Below are 11,913 nucleotides of genomic sequence, written 5' to 3'. Positions count from 1 at the left end.
TCACGCCCCACGGCCGGAGAAGAACCGCGCGATCTCCGCCGCCGCGCGGTCCGGCGCCTCGCGATGCGGGAAGTGGCCGACGCCCTCGAACGGCGCGAGGTCAAGATCCGCGAAGGTTTCGCCGAGGCGGTCAGTCCAGGCATAGGGGAACAGTGGATCGGCGGTGCCCCAGCGGATGCAGGTCGGCACGGCGATGGCGGGCTGCGGCGGGGCTTCGCCCCGGATCATGGCGAGGCGTCCTCCCTGCGCGCTCACGTACCAGTTGAAGCCGCCCTGAAGATTGCCCGGGGCCATGAAAGTGTCGACGAAGGCCTCGAGCACCGCGTCGAAGGCGGCCGGGTTGCCGCCGGCCCAGTGGCGCAGGAAGTGGCCGATGTGGAGCCGGCAGGCCTCGCGCGACGAGCCGACGAGGGCGGCGGCGAACGGCTTCACGTGAAACGATTGATACCAGATCTCGGCGAGCATCTCGGGTGCGGCGAGGCGGGGACCGATGCCGGGATAGGGGCAATCGAAGAAGAGCAGGCCGGTGAGCCGCTCGGGCGCCGCGCGGGCCAGCGCCTGCCCGACGTAAGCGCCGACATCGTGGCCGACGAGGCCGGCGCGCGGAATGTCGAGGGCGTCGAGGAGGCCGAGCATATCGGCGGCGTGCACTTCGGCACCGGCTTTATCGGAGGGGCCGGCATCGGGCTTCTCGCTGGCGCCGAAGCCGCGCAGATCCGGGACGACGAGGTCGAACCGGTCGGCGAGCCGGGTCATCACCGGCTCCCAGGTGAGCCAGAATTCAGGCCAGCCGTGCAGGAGGAGGAGGGGCTGGCCCCGTCCCATGCGCGCGACATGAAGGGTGATGCCGTTGGCCCGCACGGTCTCGTGGCGGATGGTCGAGGGGCTGTCCGTCATCTGTCACCTCCGCGCGGTCGCCGCGCGAAGCGTCAACGCGGGCGCACTGCACTCACGTTCCCCGCCACGGTCTCACGGGCGCCGGGCACGAGTTCGCAGCACAGGAACCGGGCAGGATCGACGGGGCCGGGCGGGATCAACCGGCCGGGCGGCACCGGCGTGAAGCCGAAACGGCGGTAATAGGGTGCGTCGCCGACCAGCACGACGAGGCCGTGGCCGGCGGCGCGGGCGGCGTCGAGGGCCTTGTTCATCAACGCTCCACCGATGCCGCGTCCCTCGAAGCTCGGATCGACGGTGAGGGGCCCGAGCACGAGGAGCGGCCCGCCGGCTTGCGCCGGCCACAGGCGTACGGAGCCGACGAGGTAGGAGCCGACGAGGGCCGCGAAACACAGGTCGGCCACGGGCGCGCTGCCCTCGCGCAAGCGGTAGGCGGTGCGGGCGAAGCGCCCTGGCCCGAAGGCGCGGGCGTGCAGGCGCTCGATGCCGTGCGTGTCGCCCGGATGCTCCGTGCGCAGGATCAGCGGCAGGGCAGTCACGTGCCGCGGGCCGAGAAGTCGATGCGCGGGTCGATCCAGGTGTACATCAGGTCCGAGAGGAGGTTCACCGCCAGCCCCACGAGGGAGAAGATGTACAGGGTCGCGAACACCACGGGGTAATCCCGCCCGACGATGGAGGTGAACGACAGAAGCCCGAGGCCATCGAGGGAGAAGATCGTCTCGATGAGGAGCGAGCCCGTGAAGAAGGCCGAGATGAACGCCGCCGGGAAGCCCGCGATGACGATGAGCATGGCGTTGCGAAAAACGTGCCCGTAAAGCACGCGGCGCTCGGACAGGCCCTTCATCCGGGCGGTGAGCACGTACTGCTTGCGGATCTCGTCGAGGAACGAGTTTTTCGTCAGGAGGGTCGAGGTAGCGAAGGCCCCGAGCACCAGGGCCGTGAGTGGCAAGGCCATGTGCCAGGCGTAGTCCACGGCCTTGCCCCACAGGCTCAAGGTGTCGAAGTTCTCGCTGGTGAGACCGCGCAAGGGGAAGATTTGGAGGAACGAGCCGCCGGCGAACAGGATGATGAGGGCGATGCCGAACAGGAAGCTCGGAATCGCGTAGCCGACGATGACGACGCCCGAGGTCCAGAGGTCGAAGCGCGAGCCGTCCCGCACGGCCTTGCGGATGCCCAGCGGAATCGAGATGGCGTAGGAGATGAGCGTCATCCACAGCCCGAGGGAGATCGACACCGGCAGGCGCTCGCGGATCAGCTGCAGCACCGAGACGTCACGAAAGTAGCTGTTGCCGAAATCGAACCGGGCGTAATCCCAGATCATCTTCAGGAAGCGTTCCGGGGCCGGCTTGTCGAAGCCGAACTGCTGCTCGAGCTTCTTGATGAAGGCCGGATCGAGCCCCTGCGCCCCGCGATAGCGCGCGTTGGTCTCCCCCCCGCCAGAAGTGGCCCGCGCCGCGCCACCGAGATCACCCGCCCCGCCGGTGACGCGCGACAGGCTGCCCTCGCCCTGGCCCTGGAGCTGGGCCAGCACCCGCTCGACGGGGCCGCCGGGGGCGAACTGCACGATGACGAAGGTGATGAGCATGATGCCGAGGATGGTGGGCACCATGAGGGCGAGGCGGCGCAGGATGTAGGCGAACAAGCGGACAAACCTCAGTTGCGGCCGATGCGCCGGGCATGTTCCGCATCGTACCACCACACGCCCGGCACGCCGAGGTCGTAGGCCGGCCCCTTCTGCGGACGGCCGTAGACGTCCCATAGGGCGAGGCGGTGATCGGCCTTGTACCACATGGGCACCCAGTAGCGGCCGGCCCGCAGGGTCCGGTCGAGGGCGCGGCAGGCGGTGACGAGGTCGGCCCGGGTCCGGGCATCGGCGACCCGGTCGATGAGCCGGTCCACGGCCGGATTCGCGATGCCCGCGAGGTTGTTGGAGCCTGGGGTTCCGGCGCTCCGCGACCCGTAGGATTCGCGCAGTTCGGCGCCTGGATTCATCCCGCTGGCATAGCGCCGTGCCGTGACGTCGAAGTCGAAATCCTTGAGGCGGGACTGGTACTGCGAGGCATCGACGAGGCGGATCCGCGCCTTGATGCCGATGAGCCCGAGGTTGCGGATGAACGGATGCGTCACCGGCTCGAACACCGGGTCGCTGTCGAGGAACTCGATCTCAAGGGGCTTGCCGCCGGGAAGCCGCACGACGCCGCCCTCGCGGGTGCAGCCGGCCTCGCGCAGGAGGGCCACGGCACGGCTGAGATTGGCCCTGTCCTGGCCCGACCCGTCGGAATCCGGCGGGCTCCAGGCCTCGCCGAACACCTCCGCGGGCAGGTCGGCGCGCAAGGGGTCGAGGAGGGCGAGTTCGGCGGCGTCGGGCGTCCCCGTGGCCTTGAGGTCTGAGTTCTCGAAGAACGAGGCCGTACGAAGATAGCTGCCGTAGAACAGGTTCTTGTTCGACCATGCGAAGTCGAAGCACAGGCCGATCGCCTCGCGCACCCGGGCGTCGCGGAACGCCTCGCGGCGGGTGTTGAGGAACCAGCCCTGCGTCCCCGAGGGGCGCGCATCGGGTAGCACCTCCTTGCGCACCCGGCCTTCGGTCACGGCGGGAAAGTCGTAGAGCGTTGCCCAGACCCGGGCGGTGAACTCCTCGCGGAAGGTGAACGCCCCGCTCTTGAACGCCTCGAACCCCACCTGCCGATCGCGGAAATACTCGTACCGGATGGCGTCGAAATTGTTCTGGCCGACGTTCACCGGCAGATCGGCGCCCCAGTAATCGGCCACCCGCTGCAGTTCGATGAAGCGGCCGGGCTCCAGGCGTCCGACCTGATACGGGCCGGAGCCGAGCGGGGGCTCCAGGGACGACGCCTCGAAGTCGCGCTTGTCGTAGTAGGCCGCCGAGAACACTGGCAGAGTCGCGACGAACAGCGGCAGATCACGGCTGCGGCCGGGTTCGAAGCGGACCACCACGGTCTCGTCGCCCTCGGCCACGGCTTCGCGCATGTCGCGGATGACCTGCGCGATCTCGGGATGGCCCTTCGCCTTCAGGAGGGTGAGGGAGAACGCCACGTCCCGCGCGGTGAGGCGGGAGCCGTCGTGGAACCGCGCCTGGGGCCGCAGGGCGAAGCGGTAGGTCAGGCCGTCGTCGGAGACCTCCACCGCGCGGGCGACGAGTCCGTAGAGGGCATCGGGTTCGTCCAGCGCCCGCACCATCAGGGAATCGAAGGTGAGGTTCATGCCCGCCGCGCCGTCCCCGCGCAGGACGTAGACGTTGAGGGTGTTGAAGGTGTCGCCGGCCTGGTTGCCGAAGGTCGAGGTCAGCTGCGCCGAGAATCGGCCGCCGCGCGGGGCTTCCGGGTTCACGTAGTCGAAGTTCCGGAAGTCCGCCGGGTACTTCAGGTCGCCGAAGCTCGACAGGCCGTGGCGGGCCTGTCCTTCCGCCACGCCCCGCCTCGGCAGCGCGGCGGCGGCGGCGAGCGCGCCGGCGCCGAGAACGAGGGTGCGCCGGGTCGCGCCGCTCAACGGGGGGCTCCGGTCTTGGCGGCGAGCGCCTCGTCGTACCACCACGTGGTCGGGAATCCGGAGCTGCCGTAGGTCGGCAGGACCTTGGGCCGATTGAACCGGTTCCACCGGATCGTCCGCGAGACGTTGGAGGCCCATTGCGGCACCACGTAGTCGTGGGCGAGCAGCACCCGGTCGAGCGCATGGGTGGCGGCGAGGACGGTGGGCCGGTCTTTGGCGTAGATCACCTTCTCCACCAGGGCGTCGATGCCCGGATCCTTGATGCCGATGAGGTTGCGCGAGCCCTCCTTGCCGGCGGCGGCCGAACCCCAGAACTCGCGTTGCTCGTTGCCGGGCGAGAGGGATTCGGGCCAGGACGCCGTGGTGATGTCGAAATCGAAGGCGCGGATGCGGTTCTGGTACTGCGCCTGATCGATGACCCGCAGGTTGCTCTGGATGCCGATGAGCTTGAGCTGGGCGGCGAACGGCAGGATCACCCGCTCGAACACGCTCTGGAACTCGAGGAACTCGACGGTCAGCGGCTCGCCCGTCTTGGCGTTGACCATCTGGCCGCCGCGCAGCTCGTAGCCGGCCTCCTTCAGGAGGCGCACGGCCTCGCGCAGGTTGGCCCGCACGGCGTCGGGCGTGCCGGCGACGGGGTTGGTGTAGGGGGTGGTGAAGACCGAGGCCGGAACCTTGTCGCGTACGCTTTCGAGGATCGCCAGCTCCTCGCCCTGGGGCAGGCCGGAGGACGCGAGTTCCGAGCCGTAGAAATACGAGTCGATGCGCTTGTAGAGGCCGTAGAACAGCGACCGGTTCATCTCCTCGAAGTTCATGGCGAGGTTGAAAGCCCGGCGCACGCGCGGATCGGCGAACTTCGCCCGGCGGGTGTTGAAGGCGAAGGCCTGCATGTTGCCGTTGCCGCGATCGGGGAACTCCTCCTTGACGAGGCGGCCCTCCTTCACGGCCGGGAAATCGTCATAGGCGGTGGCCCAGTTGCGGGCGATGTTCTCGGGCCGGAAGTCGTAGAGGTCGCCCTTCAGGGCCTCGATCTGCACGGTGGCATCGCGAAAATACTCGAACCGCATGGTGCCGAAATTGTTGCGGCCGACATTCACCGGCAGATCCTTGCCCCAGTAATCGGCCACGCGCTCATAAGTGGCGCTGCGGCCCGGCTCGAACTTGGCCAGCCGATAGGGGCCGGAGCCGAGGGGGATTTCGAGCGTGGTCTGCGTCACGTCGCGGGGACGCCCCTGCGCGTCCGTGCCGGTCCACCAGTGCTTGGGCAACACGCGCAACTGCCCGATCACCTGGGGAAGCTCGCGGTTGCCGGCCTCCGCGAAGGTGAAGGTCACTTCGCGCGGCCCCGTCACCTCGGCCTTCGTCACCGTCTGGTAATAGGCGGCCAGCGACGGGCTGTTCTCCTTCTGCACGGTGAAGGACCACACCACGTCCTCGGGGGTGATCGGCTGGCCGTCATGCCAGCGCGCGCCCTCGCGCAGGCGATAGGTGACGGCGGAGAGGTCGTCGGAGAGGCGCAAGCCCTCGGCGAGGAGGCCGTAGGAGGAGAACGGCTCATCGGCCGACTCGGTCATCAGGGTATCGTAGATCTGGGCGATGCCGTTCTCGAGGTCGCCCTTGCGACCCGCCACAACGATGTTGAAGTTGTCGAAGCCCCCCTGGGCCCCGAGGCGCACGAGGCCGCCCTTGGGGGCCGCCGGATCGGCGTAGTCGAAATGCGTGAAGCCCGGCCCGTATTTCGGCTCGCCCATGAGGGTGACGGCGTGGCGCCACGCGCCGGACGGGGTCTTCTCGGAGGCGGATTGACCCACCGGATCGGGGGCGGCGCGTGCCGCCGGGGTGAGCGTGCAGAGGGCCAGGGAGGCGGCCAGCAATCGTCCGATCAGGGCGTGTCGCATCACGATGGGGCGGTCTTTCCGAGTGCGTCCAGGGCCTTCCGCGTGTCGTCCGCGCGACGACGGCAGGGGGCTGTTCTAGGACGGACGGAGGGGCGGCGCCAAGGGTGCGCATCCGCGCAAGGACGGCGCGAGGAGGGCGCGCATCCGGTTCGGAAAGGCTCGGCGCAAAGGCTTCGAGCCGAAAACGCCAAGGCCACCGCAGTCAAAAGGTTTCGCGAACAGCGCCGCCCCCCGCTCCCGGGAGGAGAGGGGGCCGGTCGTGCTCTACGCCAATCCGTCGAGGCCCCCGAAAGCACCCGCGCGGGAACGTGGGTATCCAGCAGACATCCGGGAGAAGTGTTCCACGTTCGCCGGACGCCGATCCGATCGGCGGGAGACGGCCTTACGGGACCGGCTTCGCGTCAGCCGGCTTGGCCTCGGCCTTCTTCTCGGCCGCCGGCAGGGGGGCGGGGCTGTCGGACAGGGTGCGCAGATAGGCGATGACGTCGGCGCGCTCGGTCGGCGAGGCGATGCCGGCGAACGCCATCTTGGTGCCGGCGGCATAGGCCTTCGGGTTGGTCAGGAAGTGATCCAGGTCGTCGTAGGTCCAGGTGCCGCCCTTCTCCTTGAGGGCGGCGGAATACTCGAACCCGCTCTCATGGGCCTTCTGGCGCTCGACAACGCCCCAGAGGTGGGGGCCGACCTTGTTCGGGCCGCCCTTCTCGAAGCTGTGGCACGAGGCGCACTTCTTGGTGGCCGATTGGCCCTTCTCGGCGCTGGCGCTGGCGAGACGGATCGGCAGGGGCTCGGCCTTGGCCTCGGGCGCGGCCCCGGCGGCCTTCGCCTCGGGCTCGGGCAGGGCGTAGCCCGCGGCCCCGGCGGGCTTGGGGTGATAGATCAGCTCGGCGACGAATCCGGACCCCACGGCGAACAGGAGTGCGCCGAGCGCAGCACCCGCGACCTTGTTCAGCTCGAAAGAGTCCATTCTCGACAACTCCGGTGCGTCCGTTCGGACGCGCTTGGGGCGGGTCCCGACGCGGGGCGCATCGGACTTTGGAAACGGTCGAGAGTGCTTAGCCGCTGCAGCCCGATCTTGACAATGGCGGCGGCGCCGTCCGCGTAGTCGCAGACGCTGTTCCGTCACTCTTTGGAGAGGGGCCGCCCCGGCGGTGTGGCCGCGACGGTGTCGCCATGACAAGGCGCACGCCCGCTGCTAAGCGTGCCTCGCGAAATTCCCGGTCGCCGCAGGCCCTCGCTTCGGGCACGGCGGTGCAGCGGGAATTTCGTGAGAGACACGACGCGCGGGGCCGAGAGACATTCGACCGCCGGCGACGCCCCGGGAGCCATGCGGCGGCCGGCCATCGGAGCGAGTGGCGAACCATGTCCGATCCCCTCATCCTCATTCCCGCGCGCCTCGCAGCGACCCGCTTGCCCGACAAGCCGCTGCTCGACCTCTGCGGCGCGCCAATGATCGTCCATGTCTGGCGTCGGGCCGTCGAGGCCGGTATCGGCCCCGTCGTGGTGGCGACCGACACCCCCGCGATCCGCGACGTCATCGAGGCCGAGGGCGGCATCGCCGTGATGACACGGGCCGACCATCCGTCCGGCTCCGACCGCCTCGCCGAGGCCTTGGAAATCGTCGATCCGCAGGGCAACCACGACGTCGTCGTCAACGTGCAGGGCGACCTGCCGACCATCGACCCGGCCATCATCGGCGCCGCGATCCTGCCGCTCGCCGACAAGGCCGTGGACATCGCCACCCTGTGCGCGGTCATCACCCACGACGCCGAGCGCGACGACCCCAACGTGGTCAAGCTCGTCGGCCACCCCATCAGCCCGCACCGCCTGCGGGCGCTCTACTTCACCCGGGCGCGGGCGCCGTGGGGGGAGGGGCCGCACTACCACCATATCGGCCTCTACGCGTATCGCCGCCGGGCGCTGGCGAAGTTCATGGCGCTGCCGCCCGGAACCCTGGAGGTCCGCGAGAAGCTCGAGCAGCTGCGGGCCCTGGAGGCCGGGATGCGCATCGACGCCATCATCGTCGATGACCTCCCCCTCGGCGTCGACACGCCGGCCGACCTCGAACGCGCCCGGTCCGTGCTGTCCGCCCGGCGCCTGAACTGAACACCGTTACCCGGAAGTCTCCGATGTCCCACCGCACCATCTCCTATCAGGGCGAGCCCGGCGCCAACTCGCACATCCTCTGCGCCCAGGCCTATCCAGACTGGACCCCGCTCCCCTGCGCGACCTTCGAGGACGCCTTCGCGGCGGTGAACGAGGGCCGCGCCGCCCGCGCGATGATCCCCATCGAGAACTCCATCGCGGGCCGGGTCGCCGACATCCACCACCTCATCCCGACAGCGCGCCTGCACATCGTCGCCGAGCATTTCCTGCCGATCCATTTTCAACTGATGGTGCTGCCGGGGACGAAGGCGGAGGCGCTCAAGACCGTGCACAGCCACGTCCACGCGCTCGGCCAGTGCCGCAAGATCATCCGGCGCCTCGGGCTCCGCGCCGTCGTGGCCGGCGACACGGCGGGGGCCGCCCGCGAGGTGGCCGAGGCCGGCGATCCGACCCGCGGCGCCTTGGCCCCGGCCCTGGCGGCCGAGGTCTACGGCCTCGAGATCGTGGCGCGCAACGTCGAGGACGAGAGCCACAACACGACGCGCTTCGTGGTGTTCGCCCCCGAACCCGAGACGCCGGAGCCGAACGCGGCTCCCTGCGTCACGAGCTTCGTCTTCCGGGTGCGCAACATCCCGGCGGCCCTCTACAAGGCGCTCGGCGGCTTTGCCACAAACGGCGTCAACATGTCGAAGCTCGAGAGCTACATGGTCGAGGGCCAGTTCTCCGCGACCCAGTTCTACGCCGAGGTCGACGGCCACCCCGAGGAGCCGGGCCTCGCCCGCGCCCTCGAGGAACTCGCGTACTTTACGCGGGAGGTGCGGATCATCGGCACCTATCCGGCCGATCCCTACCGCGAGGTGAGCCGGCTGGCGGCGGAGTAGGGGACTCCGAGAACCAGCCCCCTCGAACCGGACCAAGCGAGATGCCCGACACGTCAGACACGACGCCCTACCTGTTCGAGCTCCACCATGGCTCGACCGTCCTTCGGATCGCCGACGATTGGAGCGGACACGTTCTGATCGAACGCATCTACAACGGTTTGCGCGAGGCACGGGCCCTGCGCGATAGCGGACTGACGCCGTTGGCGCCGCCGGCCATCGGCAGTGAGGCCGAGAGCCTGATGATCGAGGCCGCCCTGTTTCACGGGTTCCGCCAGGTGGGCGACACGCCGACCTATCAGGCCACCGCCCAGCAGATCGCGGCCCTGATCGTCGCGGCACGCGAGCAGGGACGGATCGACGGGGCGCGAGACGTCGCCCCCAAGGCGTGAACGAGCCCCGGCCACCGACATTGGTCCGCACGCCGGCCGAGGCCGGCGGGCAAAGGAATCAGCCGCCCCGGCTCGTCAGGGCGAGGCCGGCAGTGCGGCAGATGTCCCTGGCGGGTTCGTTGAGGATGGTTTGCGCCGCCGGGACGTCGCGCCCGGTCATGCGGCTCTGGATCGGGGAGGGCGCGGCGGCCGACGCATACGCCAGGACGGTGGCGGACGGGCTCGGCTCGGGGGCGCCCGGCCTGTCGAAGCTGCCGGGCTTGCGCTTCTCGTAGAAGACGTTGCCGCCGGCTGCGGCGACGTAGTGCATGTTGGGATAGGGGAAGCGCAGGCCGGCCGTGTGGAAGTGCATGGCCCGGCCCACCTTCGGGTGACGCTGCCCGTCGAGGACCGCGTCGGCCACCTCTGCCACCTTCGGCAGGTCCCGGGCTGCCATGGGCTTGGTCAGCACGCCCGGGGCGAATTGCCGGGGCTGACCGACCACCGAACAGATCCCGGACCCCGGCGGCGCCGCCTCCACGCGGTTCATCACCACGGTGCCGACGGCGAGCAACCCGTCGCGGTCGCTGCGGTTCGATTCGAAATACATGGCCCGCCCGAGGCAGTCGCGCTCCGCATCGGTGGCGGCAACGGGCCGGGCCGCGAGGGAGCCGGTGGCGAGGGAGCCGGTGGTCGTGGGGGAGTGGCAGGCGCCGAGGCTCGGAAGCGTCAGGAGAAGACCGAGGACAGCCCCTGTTTTCGTCACCCAAGAATCCCGTATCCAAGAACCCCGCGCCCAAGAACCCTGCATGCCGTCTCGCTCCATGATGGTGTGCTCGCCCGGCTCACGGCGCGGAGGCGATCCCGTACGGCCAGGCTTGGCCGAGAGTGCGGTGATTTTCGGGCGCGGCCCGGTTCAGGCGGCCTTGGTCCGGACGGGGCCGACCAGGGCGGGGGCGGCCTCCGCCGCCGGGGCCACGGCGGGGAATTCGAGGATGCGCAGGGCCGGCGCCGAGGGCTCGACCGGGGTCGGTTCGGCCAGGACCGGTTCGGCCATGATGGGCTCGGCCGGGGTCGACTCGATCAGGACCGGCTCGGCCACGGTCGGCTCGTCTACAGTCGGCGGGACGTGCGCGGGCTCGGACGCGGCTTCGAGGTCCGGTGCGGGCGCCGGGCGCGACTGCGCAAACAGGGCGGCCCCCGCCTTGGCGCCGGCGGCCTTCATCAGGGTCGCCTCGCCGCAGGTCGCGGCCATGTGCAGGCCGAGGTCGAGCAGGCGCTCCCGCTCGACGCAGTAGGCCGCGACGCGGGCACGGGCATATTCCGTCATGCCGGCCACGAGGGTGTCGAGGTCGGCGCCGCGCGCCCGGTACAGGGCGGTGATCAGCTCGACGGGAATCGGGTACTTCGCCAGGGTCGGCGTGGTCGGCCGGAGGGGGGAGGCAGCCATCGCGGGTCCAATCACTGTGCGGAAGCGCCAGTTCGACCCGGTTTGGTTAACAAACGCTTAGCGCCGGCCGTCGGCTATTCCCGCTTGATCACCCGGTCGACCACGAGGTCGGACCAGAAACCGGGCCGGAAATCACGCTTGAGCGCCTCCGGATCGTAGACGGTCTCGACCCAGGTGAGAAAATCGAGGCCGCGCGCCTCGCCCTCGCGCAGGTAGCGCTCGAAGAACGCATCGAGGATGCCGGTCTTGGCGAAGCGGAAATGGCCGTAGCGGGCCGAGAGCTGGCCCAGGGCCTCGGCGACGGGCCGCCCCTCGTGCAGGATGAGGTAGAGCACGGCGCCCATGCCGGCCCGGTCGGCGCCCGACTTGCAATGCATCATCGCCGGGTATTCGACGCTCGCGAAGAAGTCCTTGGCCGCCAGGATCGTCTCGCGCGACGGGGCCTCGCGCGAGCGCAGGACGAACTCGACTAGGGTCAGGCCCTGGCGTTCGCAGGCTTCGCGCTGGAGCGGCCAGGAGCCGTGCTCGCGTCCGCCTCGCAGCGAGATCACCGTGCGCACGCCCTGGCGCTTGAACCAGGCGAGCTGGTGCGGGCTCGGCTGAGCCGAGCGCCACAGCTTGCCCTGGCCCACCCGGTGCCGGTTGAGATAGGCGAGGCGGAACACGCCGTGATCCACCAGCAGCATGTTCGCCCAGGCTTTCGCCCGCGAGACCGGGCCGGCGATGGGCCGCTCGAACCGGGCGATGCGGGCCATGCGGCGCGCATAGCGGGTCTCGGGCTTCAGGAATCGCTTGAACACGGGGCGGGG

At 69.8% G+C, this 11,913-nt stretch carries 11 protein-coding genes and 1 pseudogene; 3 read left to right on the top strand and 9 right to left on the bottom strand.

Annotated elements, in window-relative coordinates; genetic code table 11:
- The 6 genes and pseudogenes from MFF01_RS05280 to MFF01_RS05255 all read right to left on the bottom strand — a co-directional run.
- Nucleotides 1–897: an alpha/beta fold hydrolase gene (locus MFF01_RS05280; protein ID WP_238222662.1), complete on the bottom strand. Its 897-nt coding sequence runs from the start codon at nt 895–897 to the stop codon at nt 1–3.
- A gap of 32 nt (nt 898–929) precedes the next feature.
- Nucleotides 930–1,433 (bottom strand): GNAT family N-acetyltransferase, encoded by a 504-nt coding sequence (locus tag MFF01_RS05275; protein ID WP_238222660.1) that lies wholly within the window; start codon nt 1,431–1,433, stop codon nt 930–932.
- Entirely contained in the window at nt 1,430–2,536 is a 1,107-nt protein-coding gene (locus MFF01_RS05270) for a microcin C ABC transporter permease YejB (protein ID WP_238222659.1), read from the bottom strand. Before MFF01_RS05270 ends, MFF01_RS05275 begins: the two co-directional genes overlap by 4 nt.
- Before the next feature lie 11 nt (nt 2,537–2,547).
- Nucleotides 2,548–4,404, bottom strand: coding sequence for an extracellular solute-binding protein (locus tag MFF01_RS05265; protein WP_238222657.1), 1,857 nt, complete (start codon nt 4,402–4,404; stop codon nt 2,548–2,550).
- The gene (locus tag MFF01_RS05260) at nt 4,401–6,302 is read right to left on the bottom strand and encodes an extracellular solute-binding protein (protein ID WP_238222655.1); all 1,902 of its coding nucleotides are present in this window, start codon (nt 6,300–6,302) and stop codon (nt 4,401–4,403) included. The genes MFF01_RS05265 and MFF01_RS05260 overlap by 4 nt, the downstream gene beginning before the upstream one ends.
- Before the next feature lie 394 nt (nt 6,303–6,696).
- A pseudogene (locus MFF01_RS05255) lies at nt 6,697–7,266 on the bottom strand (c-type cytochrome); the annotation flags it as partial.
- Between the two features lie 395 nt (nt 7,267–7,661).
- Between MFF01_RS05255 and MFF01_RS05250 the strand changes: the two are divergent.
- Genes MFF01_RS05250 through MFF01_RS05240 form a run of 3 tightly spaced genes read left to right on the top strand, consistent with a single transcriptional unit; the run spans nt 7,662 to nt 9,675 of the window.
- Nucleotides 7,662–8,405, top strand: coding sequence for a 3-deoxy-manno-octulosonate cytidylyltransferase (locus MFF01_RS05250; protein WP_238222651.1), 744 nt, complete (start codon nt 7,662–7,664; stop codon nt 8,403–8,405).
- Between the two features lie 23 nt (nt 8,406–8,428).
- Nucleotides 8,429–9,286 carry a prephenate dehydratase gene (locus MFF01_RS05245; protein ID WP_238222650.1) on the top strand — a complete coding sequence of 286 codons (858 nt, stop codon included), beginning with the start codon at nt 8,429–8,431 and terminating at the stop codon, nt 9,284–9,286.
- A 41-nt stretch (nt 9,287–9,327) separates the two neighbouring features.
- A complete protein-coding gene (locus tag MFF01_RS05240; RefSeq protein WP_238222649.1) occupies nt 9,328–9,675 on the top strand; it encodes a hypothetical protein in 348 nt (115 codons plus the stop codon).
- A 58-nt stretch (nt 9,676–9,733) separates the two neighbouring features.
- On the opposite strand, the gene MFF01_RS05235 is transcribed toward MFF01_RS05240, so the two are convergent.
- The 3 genes from MFF01_RS05235 to MFF01_RS05225 all read right to left on the bottom strand — a co-directional run bounded on the left by MFF01_RS05235 (nt 9,734) and on the right by MFF01_RS05225 (nt 11,904).
- Nucleotides 9,734–10,420, bottom strand: coding sequence for a cell wall hydrolase (locus MFF01_RS05235; protein WP_373319638.1), 687 nt, complete (start codon nt 10,418–10,420; stop codon nt 9,734–9,736).
- Between the two features lie 150 nt (nt 10,421–10,570).
- A complete protein-coding gene (locus MFF01_RS05230; protein ID WP_238222648.1) occupies nt 10,571–11,104 on the bottom strand; it encodes a hypothetical protein in 534 nt (177 codons plus the stop codon).
- Nucleotides 11,105–11,178: 74 nt separating this feature from the next.
- Nucleotides 11,179–11,904, bottom strand: a complete 726-nt coding sequence (locus tag MFF01_RS05225) for a fused DSP-PTPase phosphatase/NAD kinase-like protein (protein ID WP_238222647.1) — start codon at nt 11,902–11,904, stop codon at nt 11,179–11,181.
- Nucleotides 11,905–11,913: the final 9 nt, after the last annotated feature.

This window comes from Methylobacterium adhaesivum, from assembly GCF_022179065.1.
GTDB classification, from domain to species: Bacteria; Pseudomonadota; Alphaproteobacteria; order Rhizobiales; family Beijerinckiaceae; genus Methylobacterium; species Methylobacterium adhaesivum.
This window is presented reverse-complemented; position numbering and strand designations above follow the sequence as displayed.